Raw genomic sequence first — 20,705 nt, 5'->3', positions numbered from 1 at the left:
ATAGCGCTTGCTATTGCATTAAGAAGCTCTATTCTCCTTTGTATTCAAAAAAAACTCTCATCTCAAAGGAGATTCCTCTCGGATTACAATAGCGCTTGCTATTGCATTAAGAAGCTCTATTCTCCTTTGTATTCAAAAAAAACTCTCATCTCAAAGGAGATTCCTCTCGGATTACAATAGCGCTTGCTATTGCATTAAGAAGCTCTATTCTCCTTTGTATTCAAAAAAACTCTCATCTCAAAGGAGATAAGAGCTTCTATAACATTTAGCGTTTGTATAATTTTATCTTTATTTCATAATAATCATCATGGTCTTTAGTTTGATGTTCAACATAGACGCCACTTTTTTCGATTGTTTCTAAGCTTTTCCCAACTGTTTCTCTGGCATCAGTTAGATCTTTAGCAAATTCAAATCTTTGAGCCTTCACTTTTTCAGGACCAACTTTTTGTTTCACGCGTGCTTCTGTTTGTTTTACATTCAACTTTTGACTAATTACCGTCTCAACCAATATCTCTTGATCTTCTTCTGATAAACTTAACATAGCACGTGCATGACGTTCAGTAATTTTTCCTTCACGTAAACGTTCAATGACTTTTGGCGTTAATTTCAATAAACGTAATTTATTAGCAATGAAACTTTGACTTTTTCCTACACTTTTTGCTAAATCACTCTGTGTCGTATCTCCAATTTCCAATAACTTTTTATAGGCTTCCGCTTCTTCAATCACTGATAAATTTTCGCGTTGAATATTCTCAATCAATGCAACAACTGCGGTTTCTTCATCATCTAAAAATCTAATGATTACATCTGCATAAGTTTTACCTAAAGTCTGTAAAGCTCTGAATCTACGCTCACCAGCAATAATTTCAAACATATCTTCTTCGATTGGACGTACGACAATCGGTTGTAACAAACCATGCTCTTCTATTGATTCTGCGAGTTCTTTAATCTTATTTGGCTCAAATACTTGTCTTGGTTGATAACGGTTTGGCACAATGCGCTCAATATGAATAGATTCAACGTTATTATTATAATCTTCTTCAATATAACCAACAATGTCATCTTTATTTTTTAAACCAAATAATTTAGAAAAAGGTTTTTTCATACATTCCACGCGCTCCCTCTAAATTAATTGTATTGAATAACTTCTACTTTTCTAGTAATGGAGCCTTATTGGGCGTTCCAGGTTTTCTAGGATACTTTTTCGGTGTCTGACTTCTTTTTTCGATAATAATCATCTGTCTTTCACCTGCATCTTCTGGTAATTCATATGAAATAGTATCCTGTACTTTTCCACCGAATACTCCAATACCAAAGCCCGCTTCAGCTAATTCTTCCTCACCTTTAGATGATTTTAAAGCGATGAACTGTCCACCCTTTTTAACTAAAGGTAAGCACAATTCACTTAATACGGAAAGTCTCGCAACAGCACGTGCAGTAACAATATCATAAGACTCCCTGTAGGCTCCCTTTCCGTAAGTTTCGGCACGATCATGTACGAAACTTACATTTTCTAATCCCAACGCCTCGGCTAATTGGTTTAAAAAATGAATACGTTTATTTAAAGAATCTACAATTGTAACATGCAAATTTGGAAAAATAATCTTTAAAGGAATGCTAGGAAAACCAGCACCAGCACCTATGTCACAAATTGTTAATGGCTGAGTCAAATCCGTATAAAAACTTGGAGCAATTGAATCATAAAAATGTTTCAAATATACTTCATGTTCTTCAGTTATACTTGTTAAATTCATTTTTTCATTCCATTCAACAAGCATTTGATAATACGTTTGAAATTGTTGTAGTTGTTCATTAGATAATTCTATACCATGTGTACTGAGTTGCTTAGTTAACCATTCTACACTCATCTTAATTATTCACCCTTTGAATTTTACCTTGTTCTAGATACACAAGCAAAATTGAGATGTCCGCTGGATTTACGCCAGAAATACGAGAAGCTTGAGCAATGTTTAACGGCTTAACTTCTGTTAATTTTTCTCGTGCTTCAGTCGCTAAACTTTCTACTTTACTATAATCTAAGTCTTCTGGAATTTTTTTCTCTTCCATGCGTTTTACTTTTTCAACTTGTTGTAAAGACTTGTTGATGTATCCTTCATATTTTGTTTGAATTTCTACTTGTTCTTCCACATCTTCTGGTAGATGATGTGCTTCATCTAAAATGTCTATAATTAAATCATATGTCATTTCTGGACGACGTAATAACTCTAAAGCCAATATACCATCTTTTAAGCGGGAACCGCCTTGTGCTTCGATAATTTCTTGAACACGTTCTTGCGGTTTAATACGAATACTATTCAAACGTGCTTGTTCTGATTTTATCATTTCTCGTTTCTTATTAAAACGTTCATAACGCTCTTCTGAAATCATTCCTAATTCATAACCTAAGTCAGTTAGACGTAAATCTGCATTATCATGTCTTAATAATAAGCGATATTCTGCACGTGAAGTCAATAAACGATAAGGTTCGTTTGTACCTTTAGTAACAAGGTCATCGATTAATACGCCAATATATGCGTCAGAACGACTTAAGATGACTTCATCTTTGTCTTGTACTCTAGCTGCTGCATTAATTCCAGCCATAATACCTTGACCAGCCGCTTCTTCATAACCTGATGTGCCATTAATTTGACCCGCAGTATAAAGATTTTTAATTTTTTTAGTTTCTAATGTTGGCCATAATTGTGTAGGTACAATTGCATCATATTCAATAGCATAGCCCGCACGCATCATATCTGCTTTTTCTAAACCAGGGATCGTTTCTAACATTTGACGTTGTACATGTTCAGGAAGACTTGTAGATAGACCTTGTACATATACTTCATTTGTATTTCTTCCTTCTGGTTCTAAGAATAACTGATGACGTGGTTTATCATTAAATCTTACAAATTTATCTTCGATTGAAGGACAATATCTTGGACCTGTACCTTTAATCATTCCAGAATACATTGCAGATAGATGTAAATTATCGTCAATGACTTGATGCGTATCACCATTTGTATATGTTAGCCAACATGGTAATTGATCTAAGATATATTCAGTAGTTTCAAAACTGAATGCTCTACCAACGTCATCGCCAGGTTGAATTTCAGTTTTTGAATAGTCTATTGTTTTTGCATTTACACGTGGCGGTGTACCTGTCTTAAATCTCACAACATCAAAACCTAAACCTCGTAAGTTATCAGCAAGTGAAACAGATGGTAATTGATGATTAGGGCCACTTGAATATTTCATATTGCCTAAGATAATTTCTCCACGTAAAAACGTACCTGTTGTAATGATTACTGCCTCTGCCCAGTATTCTGTACCAATATTTGTACGCACGCCTTTAATGACATCATCTTCAATAATTAATTCGTCTACCATACCTTGCATGATATCGAGATTATCTTCATCTTCAATCACTTTTTTCATTTCTTGTTGATATAACACTTTGTCTGCTTGTGCACGTAATGCTCTTACAGCTGGGCCTTTACCAGTGTTCAACATACGCATTTGTATGTGCGTTTTATCAATTGTTTTCGCCATTTGACCGCCTAAGGCATCTATTTCACGTACAACAATACCTTTTGCCGGTCCACCAACGGACGGGTTACATGGCATAAATGCGATATTATCTAAGTTAATTGTTAACATTAACGTTTTCGCACCACGTCGAGCTGAAGCAAGTCCCGCTTCGACACCAGCATGCCCAGCTCCTATTACTACTACATCATATTCTTGAGCCATACTTTTTCCTCCTTATTATTTCCCTAAACAGAATTGACTAAATAATTGATCAATCAATTCATCACTTGCTGATTCTCCGATGATTTCGCCTAAAAGTTCCCAAGTTCTCGTCAAATCAATTTGAATCATATCCATCGGTATACCTGTTTCTGCAGCATCTATAGCATCTTGAATGGCATTTCTAGCTTGTTTTAACAGTGAAATATGTCTTGAATTAGAAACATATGTCATGTCCTGGCTTTGAACGTCGCCACCAAAGAATAAATCTCTTATTTGAATTTCTAGTTGATCAATACCTTCTTGTTTTAACATTGATGTTTGAATTAGTGGCATATCACCGACCATTGCTTTAACTTCATCTATATCTAATTGACGCTCTAAATCCATCTTATTAATGATGACGATAGCATCTTCATTTTTAATTACTTCATAAAGTTTACGGTCTTCTTCTGAAAGTGATTCGTTATAATTTAATACAAATAAAATTAAATCTGCCTCGCCCAACGCCTTTCTAGAACGTTCAACGCCTATACGTTCAACAATATCTTCAGTTTCACGTATACCAGCAGTATCTACTAACCTTAAAGGTACACCTCTAACATTGACATATTCTTCAAGCGTATCGCGTGTTGTACCTGCGACTTCAGTTACAATTGCTTTATTATCCTGGATAAGGTTGTTTAACATTGATGATTTCCCAACATTCGGCTTTCCTACAATAACGGTAGATAGTCCTTCTCTCATAATCTTACCTTGAGTTCCGGTGTCTAATAGTTGGTTAATTTCTGTTTTAATTTCATTTGACTTACCCAGTAAGAATTCTGTAGTTGCGTCTTCTACATCATCATATTCTGGATAATCTATATTTACTTCGACTTGAGCAAGAATTTCGAGAATGGACTGTCGCTGTCGCTTAATCATATCACTTAAACGACCTTCTATTTGATTCATTGCAACTTTAGATGCACGATCGGTTTTAGAACGAATAAAATCCATCACTGCTTCAGCTTGAGACAAATCAATACGCCCATTTAAGAATGCACGTTTCGTATACTCACCAGGATCTGCAATTCGAGCCCCATAAGTCATCGTCAATTCCAATACTCTATTAATTGTTAAAATACCACCGTGACAGTTAATTTCAACAATATCTTCACGGGTAAATGTCTTTGGTGCACGCAATACAGAAACCATTACTTCCTCTATAACTTCTTTTGATTCAGGATCAATAATATGACCATAGTTTATCGTATGTGATTTAACATGTTCGAGTTTGTCTTTACCCTTATATAATTTGTCTACGATATTTACTGCATCAACACCTGATAAACGCACGATACCTATAGCGCCCTCGCCCATTGGTGTGGATATACTCGTTATTGTATCTAAATCCATCATCACATCTCGCCTCCTTCTCGACTTAAAAATTATCATTATAATATTGTAAATAGTTTAACATTAAAAAGCGAACATCTTGATTGAAAACTAGGTAAGATAGTCTTAGGTTTGTCTGATGCAAGGCTAACGGTAGTCTTAATTCATTACTCCCCTACCCTGCTTACACACGTTTATTAAAAACTTTTGCTATTTTCAAAACATGTTCTAAACTTGCTTGTATTTGTAAAGTATCCATATCTTTAGCAGGATGTCTTGCAATAACAATAATATCAATTGGTATAATATCTTCTTTATGGATTTTGAAGTTTTCGCGAATCGCTCGTTTGATACGATTTCTTACAACAGCGTTACCTAATTTCTTAGAAACACTTATGCCTAAACGAAAATGTTTTAAATCTTTGTTAGGTTTTGTATATACTACAAATTGTCTATTAGCTACAGATTTTCCTTTTTTATAAATAAATTGGAAATCACTATTCTTTTTGATTCGGTATGCTTTCTCCAACAAACATCACTCGCTTATCTTCTTCATTACATATATTCTATCTTAATATATGCCTTAAACTCTAACTAAGCTACTATTATATAGTAAAAACTACTACTATGCTTAAGTCATTTTCCCTCATTAAAACCAAAAAAAAGACCACTGATGAGTCAGTGATCTTATGCTGATAAAACTTTACGGCCTTTACGACGACGGCGCGCCAACACTTTACGGCCATTTTTTGTGCTCATGCGTTTTCTGAAACCATGAACTTTACTATGTTTACGTTTATTTGGTTGATAAGTACGTTTTACCATGTAAAAACACCTCCATGTTTATTCGGTTATCTAACTATTATAATAGATAAATTAATATACGCTTCTGCTTTAAGTCTTGATTTAACTTAATTAATTTCTAGTCTTGATTCAAGCAACTATTTCAATATAACAAAATATATTTTATAAAGCAAGCACCAATTTAAGAGATCTTAGTAATATAGATTAAATTAATTATACCTTCAAAATCATCAAAAATCATCATTATAATGAAAGATTTATATTAAGAACTGCTTTAAACGCCTCTGCCACAACATTTAGAACTTTTCCAAATAATAACATTCCTCTTTATACATTTTTCATACAGTTTTATAAATTATTTCCCAAGACCCACAAATGTTTCTTTTTTTGGTATACTATTTATTCTTCAAAGTTATCCACTTATACACATATAGAACGTTCGATTTTGTGGATAATTTTCACACTATTCACAACTTCTCCTACGATTTAACAACATATGCACACCCATTTGACAGAGGTCTATGTTAAAAAGTATAATTGTGTGGATAAGTCATGTAATTGTTGATACATAAAGGGTTTGATTTATTAAATTATATACAAAAGTCCTGTGCATAATTCATAGTACTGTATGAGTTATCCACTGACTGTGTGTAACTTGTGGATAATTATCAACAGGCTGTGATTCTATTTATCCACTGCTGTTATTTTTGTGTATAACTATTAAAATTTACAAAATATGGAGTTTGTTAATATGTCTGAACAAGAAATTTGGGAAAAAGTCCTTACCTTGGCTCAAGAAAAAGTGAGTTATCCTAGCTATCAAACTTTTCTTAAAGATACAAAGCTACATTCATTACAAAATGATGAGGCAGTTATTGTTATCGATGATCCTTTTGTTGCCAATTGGTTAAAAACGCATTACGTTGAAATTATTCAAACCGCATTATACGAGGCAATTGGTCATGAAATCATGCCCGTTTTCTATTCTGAGGATCAATTAGAAAGTGTTACATCTGGAGAAGATCAAAATGCTAATCAAGCTAAAAAAGCTTATACTCCAGGCGTTGATGAAGCTGTTATTGGTGGCGAACAATTCAATACACATAATACTTTTGAAACATTTGTCATAGGACCTGGCAATAGGTTTCCTCATGCTGCAAGTCTTGCAGTAGCGGAAGCACCTGCACAAGCATACAATCCATTATTCATTTATGGTGGCGTAGGATTAGGTAAAACACATCTTATGCATGCAATTGGTCACTATGTATTAGCAAATAATCCTGATGCAAAAGTAATTTATACATCAAGTGAAAAGTTCACGAACGAATTTATTAAATCAATTCGTGACAACAAAACTGAAAAATTCAGAGAGAAGTATCGTAATATTGATGTGCTCCTTATTGATGATATTCAATTCATACAGAATAAAGAGCAAACACAAGAGGAATTCTTCCATACCTTTAATGAATTGCATCAAGCAAATAAACAAATTGTAATTTCTAGTGATAGACCTCCTAAAGAAATCGCAAAGTTAGAAGATCGTTTACGTTCTCGCTTTGAATGGGGACTAATCGTTGATATTACACCACCTGATTATGAAACAAGAATGGCAATTTTACAGAAGAAGATTGAAGAAGAGAACTTAAATATTCCAACTGAAGCGTTAACTTATATCGCCAATCAAATTCAATCAAATATCCGTGAACTTGAAGGCGCATTGACTCGTGTTTTAGCATTTTCAAAACTCCAAGGACAACCTATCACTACTGAATTGACGGCGGCTGCGCTCAAAGATATCATTCAAGCACCTAAGTCTAAAAAGATAACAATTCAAGATATCCAGAAAATTGTTGGTCAGTATTATAGTGTCCGCATTGAAGATTTTACTGCTAAAAAACGCACAAAATCGATTGCTTATCCAAGACAAATAGCAATGTATCTATCGCGTGAACTTACTGATTTCTCTTTACCAAAAATTGGTGAAGAGTTTGGTGGCCGTGACCATACTACAGTTATTCATGCACACGAAAAAATTATAAAAGATATTAAAAATGATCCAACGTTTAAACAAGAAGTTGAAAATCTAGAAAAAGAAATTAGAAATCAATAAAAATTCTGTACTACAACAGATTAATCGTCAGTAAATGAGGATATAATGATACAAGGGATATTTTCAATATTGTGGATAATGTGCAAAAGTAATACACACTACACACAAGTTATACACAGCCATTAAATATTGTGGTGCTTGAGCTTTTTTGAGTTATCCCCTAATCCACAAGCCCTACTACTATTACTACGATTTTAAAACCTATATAATTTATATATAAACGACTGGAAGGAGTTTAAAAATGATGGAATTCACAATAAGAAGAGATTATTTCATTAATCAATTAAATGACACACTTAAAGCCATCTCACCAAGAACAACATTACCCATATTAACAGGTATAAAAATTGATGTTAAAGATAGCGAAGTAATACTTACTGGATCAGACTCAGAAATCTCAATAGAAATAACAATACCTAAACAAGTTGATGGTGAAGAGATTATTGCAGTTGCAGAAACAGGTTCAGTTGTACTCCCTGGTCGTTTTTTCGTAGATATTATTAAAAAGTTACCAGGTAAAGAAGTTAAACTTTCTACAAATGAGCAATTTCAAACTTTAATAACTTCAGGTCATTCTGAATTTAATTTAAGTGGATTAGATCCTGATCAATATCCATTATTGCCACAAGTTTCTCGTGATGATGCAATTCAATTATCTGTAAAAGTACTTAAAAACGTGATAGCACAAACGAATTTCGCAGTGTCCACCTCAGAAACACGCCCAGTACTCACAGGTGTCAACTGGCTTATACAAGATAATGAATTAATATGCACTGCCACAGATTCGCATCGCTTGGCTGTAAGAAAAGTAGCTTTAGAAGATAATTCTGAGAATAAAAATGTCATCATTCCAGGTAAAGCATTATCAGAATTAAACAAAATCATGAGCGATAGTGAAGAAGATATTGATATTTTCTTTGCATCTAATCAAGTTTTATTTAAAGTTGGTAACGTAAACTTTATCTCACGTTTATTAGAAGGACATTATCCTGATACTTCACGTTTGTTCCCAGAGAATTATGAATTTAAATTAGGTATAGATAACGGAGAATTCTATCACGCAATTGATCGTGCATCATTATTAGCACGTGAAGGTGGCAATAACGTTATTAAACTAAGTACTGGTAATGAATTAGTAGAATTATCTTCGACGTCTCCAGAAATTGGTACTGTAAATGAGGAAGTTAGAGCAAGTAATGTTGAAGGCGGAAATTTAAAAATTTCTTTCAACTCAAAATATATGATGGACGCATTGAAAGCAATCGATAACGATGAAGTTGAGATTGAGTTCTTTGGCACAATGAAACCATTTATTTTAAAACCTAAAGACGATGATTCAGTGACACAATTAATTTTACCAATTAGAACATACTAAGCAATTGATGATTTGGGCCTAGACAATGTATTTTGTCTGGGCTTTTTTTTATGTGAAAAAATTTTAAAAAGTAATTGATTGTTTATAAACGTGTATAGAAATAAAGACCTTAAAGAAATCACTTCTAAATGTAAAAGTTATATAAATCACCTCATATCAATTTTAAGGCTACTCAGAGGCTATTCTTGATACGACAGTTTAAAATATAGGTAAAACACCACAAAATAGTTATATGTGCTTTAAAACATCTTAAAATGGCTTTCAAATTCAAAAGAATTGATAAGTTAACACGTTAGAAATAATAAATATTTAAATAAAATTCTAATTTAGGAATAAATGTTTGATATAATATTATTAGTAAAACAGTCACTAAAGACACGTTTGAAAATAATTATTGAAAATAAATCAAAATAAGTAGAAAGAAATCGCTTTCTAACTGTATTTTACATGAAATTTTCTGCTAAAAAAGGTATAATATATTAATGAGTTTATAAAGAAATGGAGTGATTGATTTGGTTGAAGAAGTAATTGTTGATGGAGACATCACACTAGGACAATTTCTTAAGACAGAAGGTATTATCGAATCTGGTGGACAAGCAAAATGGTTCTTACAAGACTTCGAAGTCATGATTAACGACGAACGCGAAACACGTCGTGGTAAAAAATTAAACCATCAAGATCGTATTGAAATACTAGAAGTCGGTTCATTTTTGATTTTACATCAAGGTGAAGAATGAAATTAAAGACACTCCAGCTAGAAAACTATCGTAACTATGAATCAATTACCTTAAATTGTCATCCAGAGGTAAATATATTGATTGGTGAAAATGCCCAAGGGAAGACGAATCTCCTTGAATCTATTTATACTTTAGCATTGGCTAAAAGCCACAGAACATCGAATGACAAGGAACTTATACGTTTCGATAGTGAATATGCTAAAATAGAGGGTGAACTTAGTTATAGATATGGTGAGATGCCTCTAACGATGTATGTAACCAAAAAAGGCAAGCAAGTAAAAATCAATCACTTAGAACAAAGTAGACTGACACAATATATCGGTCACTTGAATGTCGTATTGTTTGCGCCTGAGGATTTAAATATTGTCAAAGGCTCGCCACACATTAGACGTCGATTTATAGATATGGAACTTGGACAAATTTCTGCAGTTTACTTAAATGATTTGTCACAATACCAACGCATTTTAAAACAAAAAAATAATTATTTGAAGCAATTGCAATATGGTCAAAAGACAGACAGTACAATGCTGGAAGTCTTAAATCAACAATTTGCAGAGTATGCGCTCAAAGTTACGTTAAGACGTGAACATTTTATTAAAGAACTTGAATCACTAGCTAAACCTATTCACTCAGGTATCACAGATGAGCGAGAAGTATTGTCATTAAAGTATTTACCAAGCATTAAACGCTCTAAGGAAGAAAAGAATGAGACAGAACGCTTAGAGGAAGTCTTAACATTGCTTAACGACAATATGGAACGTGAAAAAGATAGGGGGATTTGTTTGTACGGTCCCCATAGAGATGATTTAGGTTTCGATGTAAATGGTATGGATGCCCAAACGTATGGCTCACAAGGCCAACAACGTACAACGGCTTTATCGATTAAACTCGCGGAAATAGAGTTGATGAATGTCGAAGTAGGGGAGTACCCAATATTACTGCTAGATGATGTATTGAGTGAATTAGATGATTCGCGTCAATCTCATTTATTAAGCACAATTCAACATAAAGTGCAGACTTTTGTCACTACAACATCGGTAGACGGAATAGATCATGAAATTATGAAGAATGCTAAACTTTATCGCATTAACAAAGGCGAAATTATAAAGTAACGGAAAGTGAAGGTGGAAGCATTGTCAGATGTGAATAACACGGAAGATTATGGTGCTGGACAGATTCAGGTATTAGAAGGTCTAGAAGCGGTGCGTAAAAGACCAGGTATGTATATAGGTTCAACTGCAGAAAGAGGTTTACATCACTTAGTTTGGGAAATTGTCGATAATAGTATTGATGAAGCACTCGCTGGATATGCTGACAAAATAGAAGTGATTATTGAAAAAGATAATTGGATTAAAGTTACAGATAACGGTCGTGGTATCCCTGTAGGCATACAAGAAAAAATGGGGCGTCCAGCTGTTGAGGTTATTTTAACTGTACTCCATGCTGGTGGTAAATTCGGCGGTGGCGGATATAAAGTTTCCGGTGGTTTACATGGTGTTGGATCATCTGTAGTTAATGCATTATCTGAAGATCTTGAAGTATACGTACACAAAGATGAAAAAATCTATCACCAAGCATATAAAAAAGGTGCGCCGCAATTTGACTTGAAAGTCATTGGCGAAACAGACGAAAACACTGGTACTGAGATTCGCTTTAAAGCTGACCCTGAAATCTTCACAGAAACAACAACATACAACTATGAAACATTACAACAACGTATTAGAGAGCTTGCCTTTTTAAATAAAGGTATCACGATTACGTTAAGAGATGAACGTGAAGAAGAAGTAAGGGAAGATTCATATCACTATGAAGGTGGTATTAAATCTTACGTTGAAATGTTAAATGAAAACAAAGAACCACTTCACGATGAACCGATTTATGTTCATGAATCAAAAGATGATGTAGAAGTTGAAATTGCATTGCAATACAACAAAGGTTATGCAACCAATTTATTAACCTATGCGAATAATATCCACACGTATGAGGGTGGTACACATGAAGAAGGCTTTAAACGTTCGTTATCTCGTGTATTAAATAGCTATGGACTTAATAGTAAAATTATCAAAGAAGATAAAGAGCGACTTTCAGGTGAAGATACGCGCGAAGGTTTGACTGCAATTGTGTCTATCAAACATGGTGATCCTCAATTTGAAGGACAAACTAAGACGAAATTAGGCAACTCAGAAGTACGTCAAGTTGTAGATAAATTATTCTCTGAGCTTTTTGAACGCTTTTTATATGAGAATCCACAAGTGGGTCGTATTGTCGTTGAAAAAGGTATTATGGCATCACGTGCGCGTATTGCTGCGAAAAAAGCGCGTGAAGTTACACGTCGTAAATCAGCCTTAGAAATTTCAAGTTTACCAGGTAAACTTGCCGATTGTTCTAGTAAAGATCCTTCACGTAGTGAGATCTTTATCGTCGAGGGTGACTCTGCCGGGGGGTCTACAAAATCAGGCCGTGACTCAGAAACACAGGCGATTTTACCATTACGTGGTAAGATTTTAAATGTTGAAAAAGCACGTTTAGACAGAATCTTAAATAACAATGAAATTCGCTCAATGATTACTGCATTCGGTACAGGTATCGGAGGAGAATTTGATTTAAGTAAGGCACGTTATCATAAAATTATTATTATGACGGATGCCGACGTTGATGGTGCCCATATTAGAACATTACTGCTAACATTCTTCTATCGTTTTATGAGACCTTTATTAGAAGCAGGCTATGTTTATATTGCACAACCACCATTGTTTAAATTGACACAAGGTAAACAAAAATACTATGTGTTCAATGAGCGTGAATTAGAGAAACTTAAAGCAGAGTTAGACCCTAGTCCTAAGTGGTCGCTCTCTCGTTATAAAGGTCTTGGTGAAATGAATGCGGATCAATTATGGGAAACAACAATGAATCCTGAAAACCGTGCAATGTTACAAGTATCACTAGAAGATGCTATAGAAGCTGACCAAACATTTGAAATGTTAATGGGAGATGTTGTTGAGAATCGTAGACAGTTTATTGAGGAAAACGCAGTCTATGCTAACTTAGATTTCTAAAACAATGAACTGAATTTTTGAAGGAGGATATCTTGATGGCTGAATTACCTGAATCAAGAATTAATGAACGGAATATAACGAGTGAGATGCGCGAATCGTTCTTAGATTATGCGATGAGTGTTATCGTCTCACGTGCTTTACCAGATGTTAGAGATGGTTTGAAACCAGTACATCGACGTATTTTATACGGAGTAAACGAACAAGGTATGACACCTGATAAACCATATAAGAAATCAGCACGTATTGTTGGGGATGTAATGGGTAAATACCATCCCCATGGTGACTCATCTATTTATGAAGCAATGGTAAGAATGGCACAAGACTTCAGCTATCGATATCCTTTAATAGATGGACAAGGAAACTTCGGTTCAATGGATGGTGATGGTGCGGCTGCCATGCGTTATACAGAAGCACGTATGACTAAAATAACGCTAGAAATGCTTAAAGATCTTAATAAAGATACGATTGACTTTATTGATAACTATGATGGTAATGAAAGAGAGCCGTCAGTCTTACCATCAAGATTCCCTAACTTACTTGTGAACGGGGCATCAGGTATTGCGGTTGGTATGGCTACTAATATTCCACCACATAACTTAACTGAAGTTATCAATGGTGTGTTGAGTTTAAGTCATAATCCAGATATTACAATTGCAGAATTAATGGAAGATATTCAAGGTCCTGATTTTCCAACGGCGGGCTTGATCTTAGGCAAGAGTGGTATCCGTCGTGCATATGAAACTGGTCGTGGATCAGTTCAAATGCGTGCGCGTGCAGAAATCGAAGAACGTGGCGGTGGTCGTCAACGTATCATAGTTACTGAAATTCCATATCAAGTCAATAAAGCACGTATGATTGAAAAAATTGCAGAATTGGCACGTGATAAAAAGATAGAAGGTATCACTGATTTACGTGATGAAACAAGTTTACGTACCGGCGTACGTGTCGTTATCGATATACGTAAAGATGCGAATGCGAGTGTCGTACTAAATAACTTATATAAACAAACGCCATTACAAACTTCATTCGGTGTTAATATGATTGCCTTAGTTAAAGGTAGACCGAAACTTATAAATCTAAAAGAAGCTTTGGTTGAATACTTAGAACATCAAAAGATTGTTGTTAGAAGACGTACGATATACAATCTAAAAAAAGCACAAGATCGTGCGCATATCTTAGAAGGATTAAGAATTGCATTAGATAATATCGATGAAATTATAAGAGTGATTCGTGACTCAGATACAGATAAAGTTGCGATGGCAAGCTTACAAGAAGACTTCAAATTGTCTGAACGTCAAGCACAAGCTATTCTGGATATGCGTTTAAGACGTTTAACTGGTCTAGAACGAGGCAAGATTGAAGAAGAATATAATAATTTAATTGAATATATTAAAGAGTTAGAAGCTATTCTTGCAGACGAGGAAAAGTTATTACAAATTGTGCGTGATGAACTTATGGATGTTCGTGAGCGTTTTGGTGATGATCGTCTGACTGAAATTCAACTCGGTGGTTTAGATAATATTGAAGATGAAGACCTAATTCCTGAAGAACAAATTGTAATTACATTAAGTCACAACAATTATATTAAACGTTTACCAGTTTCAACATATAGAGCACAACATCGTGGTGGACGTGGCGTACAAGGTATGAATACGTTAGAAGAAGACTTTGTCAGCCAACTTGTAACATTAAGTACCCATGATAATGTTTTATTCTTTACGAATAAAGGCCGTGTATACAAACTTAAAGGTTACGAAGTGCCAGAACTCTCACGTCAGTCTAAAGGTATCCCAGTTGTAAATGCGATTGAATTGGATAGCGATGAAGTGATTAGCACAATGATTGCCGTGAAAGATTTAGAAAGCGAAGAAGACTACTTAATATTTGCGACTCTTAAAGGTAGAGTGAAACGTTCAGCGTTAAGTAACTTTGCACATATTAATAGAAACGGTAAGATAGCGATTAGCTTTAAAAATGACGATGAATTGATAGCAGTTCGATTAACAGATGGTCAGCATGATATTCTGATTGGTACGTCACATGCATCACTTATACGTTTCCCAGAAGATTCATTACGTCCACTTGGTCGTACCGCAGCAGGTGTAAAAGGTATTACACTTAGAGATGGCGATAAAGTTGTAGGACTAGATGTTACGCAATCTGATAGTGACGATGAGATTTTAGTTGTGACAGAAAATGGTTACGGTAAACGTACACCAGTTAATGACTATAGATTATCTAACCGTGGCGGTAAAGGTATTAAGACGGCTACAATCACAGAGCGTAATGGTAACATCGTATGTATTACATCAGTGAATGGTCAAGAAGATTTAATGGTTGTGACCAATTCAGGTGTTATCATCCGTATTGATATCCAAGACATTTCTCAAAATGGACGTGCTGCACAAGGTGTAAGATTGATTAAACTTAGTGATGATCAATTTGTTTCAACTGTAGCGAAAGTTAGTGAGGAAGATAAGGCAGCTGAAGAAGCCGAAGATTTAGAAACTGATAACGAAGCGCTAGAAATAGCACAAACGGAACAACTTACTCAAGAAGAGTCGGTAAATGAAACAGTTATTGAAGATGATGTTCCAGGCAATGCTATACACACTGAAGACGACGCTGATGAAGATGGTCGTCAAGAGGTAAGACAAGACTTTATGGATCGTGTGAATGAAGATATTGATCATGCAGACGATGAAGAAGAATAAAGTGTTATTACAAAAATAGGCATAAATTAAGACCCACCTCTTAAGAGGTGGGTCTTTTTTAAGGTGGATGATTAATCCTCTAATGTTTTCATAATGTGTGGAATTTCGCTAATAAGTCTTGATGGTGGCACAACATACATTGTTTCTGCTAATTTCTCGCCGATGAAACTATGTGCATACACTGCGCTCGTTACCGCTTCTTGCATGTCATTAAACTGACCTACAAAGCTTGTAATCATGCCAGCTAAAGTATCGCCCATTCCACCTGTAGCCATTGCAGGCGTACCAATAGGTAATTTATACTCATTATCTTTGAAATAAATTTCTGTGCCATGTTTTTTTAATACAATTGTGGCACCAATACGGTCAGCTGCTTCACGATTACGCTCATCAGTTTGTTCTTCTATTGGAATATTACTTAAACGTTCCCACTCTTTTTGATGTGGTGTGAAAATCACTTTACATGTTGGTATGGCAGGTTTCAATTTGCTGAAAATGGTTATTGCATCTCCATCTACAATAAGCGTTTGGTGAGGTTGGATATTTTGTAGTAAGAAAGTAATTGCATTATTACCTTTAAAATCACAACCTAATCCAGGCCCGATAAGGATACAATCTGTATTTTCAATCATTTTAGTTAACATTTTTGTATCATTAATATCAATAACCATCGCTTCAGGGCAACGCGAGTGAAGTGCAGCGTGATTAGTTGGATGTGTTGCTACTGTGATTAATCCACTACCACTATATACACATGCACGTGCAGCAAGCATGATTGCGCCCCCTAAATTGACATTGCCTCCAATTAAAAGAATCTTACCATAATCACCTTTGTGCGTTTCATCTTTACGTTTTGGAATGCTGACTGATGACAAAATTTCCAATTTGAAACCTCCTTTTAAAGCTAATAATCTTCTATGTGTGTGCTTATAATTTTTATAATATGATTTATGATTGCTTGAAAAAAATAGAAGTAAATCACTTTAATATCATAAAGGAATTACTTAAGAGGTTGAGACAAATGTATTTTATACAATGGCAGACCGATTTGCGGCATCCGAAGTACGTTTTCACAAAATTTACCCGACTCATTCAAATTTAAGAAATAATTTATGTGTCGACCAATTTTGTTTAAAACATAAATACTTTTATCCCGACCTCTTTAAATGTCATATTTTTTATTAGTTTTTCAAATACAATAGAGTATATTATACCTGCTTTGCACTTTAGTCAATAGTTAAAGAGATGAAGACATTATTTATAGTTATAAAAATTTAAGTAAAGACTCCTTTATCCCATTAAAACAGTAATTTAATACCATGTTACGGATGTGCGTTATACTATTGTTCTATTAAATTTGTAAGCGTATACTCGGATTAATTGAAGAGAAATTATAAAACAAACAAGGAGATGGGTATATGACATTACAACTTAATGGAGACATATTAACAATTAATGATATAAAGAGATTTTTATATGAAGAAGACAGCGTAGCGATTACAGAAGATGCTTATGAACGTGTGAAGAAGAGTCGAGCAATAGTCGAAAATATTATTAAAAATAAAGAAACTATTTATGGTATTACTACGGGATTTGGATTATTTAGTGATGTCCGTATAGATAAAGGCGAATATAATCAGTTACAAGTTAATTTAATTCGCTCACATGCGTGTGGTATAGGTAAACCATTTTCAGAAGAAGTTTCATTAGTGATGATGGTATTAAGATTGAATACATTATTAAAAGGCCACTCTGGCGCCACTGTAGATTTAGTAGATCAATTAGTTTACTTCATCAACCAACGTATAATACCAGTTGTTCCGCAACAAGGTTCACTCGGTGCTTCTGGTGATTTAGCACCACTTTCACACTTAGCATTATCTTTAATCGGTGAAGGTAATGTATTTTACCAAGGCGAAGAGGTAGACAGTAGATATGTCTTAAAAAAATTAAATCATCAAGCATTAGAACTACAAGCTAAAGAAGGTTTGGCATTAATTAACGGTACACAAGCAATGACTGCACAAGGTGTTATAAACTATATTGAAGCAGAGAATTTAGGCTATCAAGCTGAATGGATTTCTGCACTTACACACCAAGCTTTAAATGGTATTACAGATGCTTATAATGAAAATGTACATAAAGTACGTAATTTCCAAGAACAAATAGATGTTGCAGCACGTATGTTGGATTGGTTGGCAGGATCTGAGTTAACGACAAAACAAGGAGAAGTACGCGTACAAGATGCTTATACATTGCGTTGTATTCCTCAAATACATGGCGCTAGTTTCCAAGTCTTCAATTATGTTAAAGAAAAGTTAGAGTGCGAAATGAATGCAGCTAATGATAATCCTTTAATATTTGATGAAGGTGATGAGAAACTTGTAATTTCTGGCGGTAACTTCCATGGCCAACCTATTGCCTTTGCCTTAGACTTCTTGAAACTTGGTGTGAGTGAGCTTGCAAATGTTTCAGAACGTCGTCTAGAACGCCTTGTGAATCCACAGTTGAATAATGGGCTACCTGCCTTCTTAAGCCCACAACCAGGTTTACAAAGTGGTGCAATGATAATGCAATATGCAGCAGCAAGTTTAGTATCAGAGAATAAAACACTTGCCCATCCAGCGAGTGTGGATTCTATTCCATCTTCAGCAAATCAAGAAGATCATGTTTCTATGGGGACTATTGGTGCACGCCATGGCTATCAAATGATTGAAAATGCACGCCGAGTTTTAGCAATAGAAACAATCATTGCATTACAAGCGGTAGAATATAAAGACATTGATAAACTATCACCTAAGACATATGAAAAATATCAATCCTTACGTCAACTTGTCCCTTCAATTACTGAAGATAGACAATTCCATAAAGACATTGAAGCAGTATCACAATATTTACAAGATATGGCATATAGTGATGAAATATAATTAGGACAATAGTATCTCTCTTGAAAATAGTGATGTTATTTGCTATATTTAAAGCAAGTAAATAAGTCATTGTTCGTAGGCTAAGTAATATTAATTGCTTGATTTCAGAGAGCTTGTGGTTAGTGAGAACAAGTAATCGGCATTAATATGAATCTACCTACTTTATAGAGAACAATCGGTTTTAGCCGTTATTTTAGTGAGAGAGCAGTCTGATTTGACTGTTAAATAGGGTGGCAACGCGTAGACCACGTCCCTTGTAAAGAGGGACGTGGTCTTTTCTATGCGTTTTTATCCAATAATTTAAAAAATGAAAGGATGGAAATAACATGTTAGATATAAAAGTTTTCCGTAATGAACCAGATTTCATTAAAGAAAAAGTCAAAAAACGTGGTATGGATGTAAAAGTTGTAGATGATGTATTGGAATTAGATGAGCAACGTCGTCAGTTAATTAGTAAAGCAGAAGAAATGAAAGCAGAGCGTAATAAAGTAAGTGGAGAAATTGCTCAAAAGAAACGTAATAAAGAAGATGCCGATGATGCAATTGCAGCAATGCGTAATCTTGGTGATGAAATTAAAGCATTAGATGATACTTTAAACCAAGTTGATCAAGAGCTTAATGACAAATTATCTCGCATTCCAAATATCATTCAAGATGAAGTGCCAGAAGGTGCTACAGAAGATGATAATGTAGAAGTTAAGCGTTGGGGCACGCCAAGATCATTTGACTTTGAAGCCCAAGCACATTGGGATTTAGTAGAAGCGTTAAAAATGGTCGATTTTGAACGTGCTGCTAAGGTTTCAGGTGCGCGATTCGTATTCTTAACAGGTGAAGGTGCACAATTAGAAAGAGCGTTAATGAATTACATGATTACAAAACATACAACACAACATGGTTATACTGAAATGATGGTGCCACAATTAGTAAATGCAGATTCAATGTACGGTACAGGTCAATTGCCTAAATTTGAAGAAGATTTATTTAAAGTTGAAAAGGAAGGCTTATATACAATTCCAACAGCTGAAGTACCACTTACGAACTACTATCGTAATGAAATTATTGATCCAGACGTGCTACCAGCTAAATTTACAGCACAATCAGCATGTTATCGCAGTGAAGCGGGTTCTGCTGGACGTGATACAAGAGGCCTTATTCGTTTACACCAATTCGATAAAGTAGAAATGGTGCGCGTAGAAAAACCTGAAGACTCTTGGCAAGCACTTGAAGAAATGACGGGACATGCAGAAGCAATATTAGAAGAACTTGGTTTACCTTATCGTCGTGTAAACTTATGCACAGGAGATATTGGATTTGGCGCAAGTAAAACTTATGATTTAGAAGTTTGGTTACCGAGCTATAATGATTACAAAGAAATAAGTTCTTGTTCAAATATTACTGATTTCCAAGCGCGTCGAGCTAATATTCGTTTCAAACGTGATAAAAATTCAAAACCAGAGTTAGTCCACACACTTAATGGTAGTGGTTTAGCAGTTGGACGTACATTTGCCGCTATAGTTGAAAATTATCAAAATGAAGATGGATCAGTAACAATTCCAGAAGTATTGGTTCCATTTATGGGTGGTAAAACAGTTATTCAATCAGTTCAATAAATATAATAAAGTAACACTAAGAATCGCATGACAACAAACTTTGTCATGTGGTTTTTTGTTTTATAAGGTAGGGTAGGGGAGGTGTAAATAAAGAAAAAATTATAAAAATATTAAAAACAAAGCGGCGAATCAGAAGAGAAATAGACGAAGTGCTAGAGAAAACGAGAGGGGTGTCTAAAGATTTAAAGAAAATTCTGAAATTATAAATAGTTTGATAAATCAACGCCTTTACACGACTGTTTGTCTTCCAT

At 34.7% G+C, this 20,705-nt stretch carries 15 protein-coding genes and 1 other annotated feature; of the genes, 8 read left to right on the top strand and 7 right to left on the bottom strand.

Annotated features, from left to right (window positions below):
• Window positions 1-265: 265 nt before the first annotated feature.
• The 6 genes from noc to rpmH all read right to left on the bottom strand — a co-directional run bounded on the left by noc (window position 266) and on the right by rpmH (window position 5,946).
• The gene (noc, locus tag BK821_RS03545; protein WP_046837914.1) at window positions 266-1,105 is read right to left on the bottom strand and encodes a nucleoid occlusion protein; all 840 of its coding nucleotides are present in this window, start codon (window positions 1,103-1,105) and stop codon (window positions 266-268) included.
• 43 nt (window positions 1,106-1,148) lie between these two features.
• Complete coding sequence (rsmG, locus tag BK821_RS03540; RefSeq protein WP_071331205.1) at window positions 1,149-1,868, bottom strand: 16S rRNA (guanine(527)-N(7))-methyltransferase RsmG; 720 nt, start codon at window positions 1,866-1,868, stop codon at window positions 1,149-1,151.
• Between the two features lies 1 nt (window position 1,869).
• Window positions 1,870-3,747, bottom strand: coding sequence for a tRNA uridine-5-carboxymethylaminomethyl(34) synthesis enzyme MnmG (gene mnmG, locus BK821_RS03535; protein WP_046837916.1), 1,878 nt, complete (start codon window positions 3,745-3,747; stop codon window positions 1,870-1,872).
• A 15-nt stretch (window positions 3,748-3,762) separates the two neighbouring features.
• A complete protein-coding gene (mnmE, locus tag BK821_RS03530; RefSeq protein WP_103356892.1) occupies window positions 3,763-5,142 on the bottom strand; it encodes a tRNA uridine-5-carboxymethylaminomethyl(34) synthesis GTPase MnmE in 1,380 nt (459 codons plus the stop codon).
• Between the two features lie 163 nt (window positions 5,143-5,305).
• Window positions 5,306-5,650 carry a ribonuclease P protein component gene (gene rnpA, locus BK821_RS03525; protein WP_046837918.1) on the bottom strand — a complete coding sequence of 115 codons (345 nt, stop codon included), beginning with the start codon at window positions 5,648-5,650 and terminating at the stop codon, window positions 5,306-5,308.
• A 158-nt stretch (window positions 5,651-5,808) separates the two neighbouring features.
• Window positions 5,809-5,946, bottom strand: a complete 138-nt coding sequence (gene rpmH / locus BK821_RS03520) for a 50S ribosomal protein L34 (RefSeq protein ID WP_000240855.1) — start codon at window positions 5,944-5,946, stop codon at window positions 5,809-5,811.
• Window positions 5,947-6,676: 730 nt separating this feature from the next.
• On the opposite strand from rpmH, the gene dnaA reads away from it, so the two are divergent.
• The 6 genes from dnaA to gyrA all read left to right on the top strand — a co-directional run bounded on the left by dnaA (window position 6,677) and on the right by gyrA (window position 15,917).
• Window positions 6,677-8,035 carry a chromosomal replication initiator protein DnaA gene (gene dnaA, locus BK821_RS03515; protein WP_071331204.1) on the top strand — a complete coding sequence of 453 codons (1,359 nt, stop codon included), beginning with the start codon at window positions 6,677-6,679 and terminating at the stop codon, window positions 8,033-8,035.
• Window positions 8,036-8,276: 241 nt separating this feature from the next.
• Entirely contained in the window at window positions 8,277-9,410 is a 1,134-nt protein-coding gene (gene dnaN / locus BK821_RS03510; protein WP_082104729.1) for a DNA polymerase III subunit beta, read from the top strand.
• A gap of 503 nt (window positions 9,411-9,913) precedes the next feature.
• Window positions 9,914-10,147, top strand: a complete 234-nt coding sequence (gene yaaA / locus BK821_RS03505) for a S4 domain-containing protein YaaA (RefSeq protein ID WP_176721603.1) — start codon at window positions 9,914-9,916, stop codon at window positions 10,145-10,147.
• Window positions 10,144-11,259: a DNA replication/repair protein RecF gene (recF, locus tag BK821_RS03500; protein ID WP_046837922.1), complete on the top strand. Its 1,116-nt coding sequence runs from the start codon at window positions 10,144-10,146 to the stop codon at window positions 11,257-11,259. Before yaaA ends, recF begins: the two co-directional genes overlap by 4 nt.
• Window positions 11,260-11,271: 12 nt before the next feature.
• Complete coding sequence (gene gyrB, locus BK821_RS03495; RefSeq protein ID WP_177165123.1) at window positions 11,272-13,203, top strand: DNA topoisomerase (ATP-hydrolyzing) subunit B; 1,932 nt, start codon at window positions 11,272-11,274, stop codon at window positions 13,201-13,203.
• Between the two features lie 35 nt (window positions 13,204-13,238).
• Window positions 13,239-15,917 carry a DNA gyrase subunit A gene (gene gyrA / locus BK821_RS03490; protein ID WP_071331203.1) on the top strand — a complete coding sequence of 893 codons (2,679 nt, stop codon included), beginning with the start codon at window positions 13,239-13,241 and terminating at the stop codon, window positions 15,915-15,917.
• 71 nt (window positions 15,918-15,988) lie between these two features.
• Here the strand turns inward: gyrA and BK821_RS03485 are convergent, their stop codons facing one another.
• Window positions 15,989-16,801 carry an NAD(P)H-hydrate dehydratase gene (locus tag BK821_RS03485; RefSeq protein ID WP_046837671.1) on the bottom strand — a complete coding sequence of 271 codons (813 nt, stop codon included), beginning with the start codon at window positions 16,799-16,801 and terminating at the stop codon, window positions 15,989-15,991.
• A 534-nt stretch (window positions 16,802-17,335) separates the two neighbouring features.
• Between BK821_RS03485 and hutH the strand changes: the two genes are divergently transcribed.
• Window positions 17,336-18,844, top strand: coding sequence for a histidine ammonia-lyase (gene hutH / locus BK821_RS03480; RefSeq protein ID WP_071331202.1), 1,509 nt, complete (start codon window positions 17,336-17,338; stop codon window positions 18,842-18,844).
• A 68-nt stretch (window positions 18,845-18,912) separates the two neighbouring features.
• Window positions 18,913-19,102, top strand: a binding site (T-box leader).
• A gap of 68 nt (window positions 19,103-19,170) precedes the next feature.
• Entirely contained in the window at window positions 19,171-20,454 is a 1,284-nt protein-coding gene (gene serS / locus BK821_RS03475; RefSeq protein WP_071331201.1) for a serine--tRNA ligase, read from the top strand.
• The last annotated feature ends 251 nt before the right edge of the window (window positions 20,455-20,705 follow it).

Origin of the sequence: Staphylococcus sp. LCT-H4 (assembly GCF_001866145.1) — a bacterium.
GTDB lineage: Bacteria > Bacillota > Bacilli > Staphylococcales > Staphylococcaceae > Staphylococcus > Staphylococcus succinus.
Note: the sequence above shows the minus strand (reverse complement) of the source record. Positions and strands in the feature narration are given on the sequence as shown.

What these genes read in the sequence shown, in the direction of transcription:
- noc (WP_046837914.1), bottom strand. Translation starts at nt 1,105, where the DNA reads ATGAAAAAACCTTTTTCTAAATTATTTGGTTTAAAAAATAAAGATGAC.
- rsmG (WP_071331205.1), bottom strand. Translation starts at nt 1,868, where the DNA reads ATGAGTGTAGAATGGTTAACTAAGCAACTCAGTACACATGGTATAGAA.
- dnaA (WP_071331204.1), top strand. Translation starts at nt 6,677, where the DNA reads ATGTCTGAACAAGAAATTTGGGAAAAAGTCCTTACCTTGGCTCAAGAA.
- hutH (WP_071331202.1), top strand. Translation starts at nt 17,336, where the DNA reads ATGACATTACAACTTAATGGAGACATATTAACAATTAATGATATAAAG.
- recF (WP_046837922.1), top strand. Translation starts at nt 10,144, where the DNA reads ATGAAATTAAAGACACTCCAGCTAGAAAACTATCGTAACTATGAATCA.
- mnmG (WP_046837916.1), bottom strand. Translation starts at nt 3,747, where the DNA reads ATGGCTCAAGAATATGATGTAGTAGTAATAGGAGCTGGGCATGCTGGT.
- dnaN (WP_082104729.1), top strand. Translation starts at nt 8,277, where the DNA reads ATGATGGAATTCACAATAAGAAGAGATTATTTCATTAATCAATTAAAT.
- serS (WP_071331201.1), top strand. Translation starts at nt 19,171, where the DNA reads ATGTTAGATATAAAAGTTTTCCGTAATGAACCAGATTTCATTAAAGAA.
- gyrA (WP_071331203.1), top strand. Translation starts at nt 13,239, where the DNA reads ATGGCTGAATTACCTGAATCAAGAATTAATGAACGGAATATAACGAGT.
- rpmH (WP_000240855.1), bottom strand. Translation starts at nt 5,946, where the DNA reads ATGGTAAAACGTACTTATCAACCAAATAAACGTAAACATAGTAAAGTT.
- mnmE (WP_103356892.1), bottom strand. Translation starts at nt 5,142, where the DNA reads ATGGATTTAGATACAATAACGAGTATATCCACACCAATGGGCGAGGGC.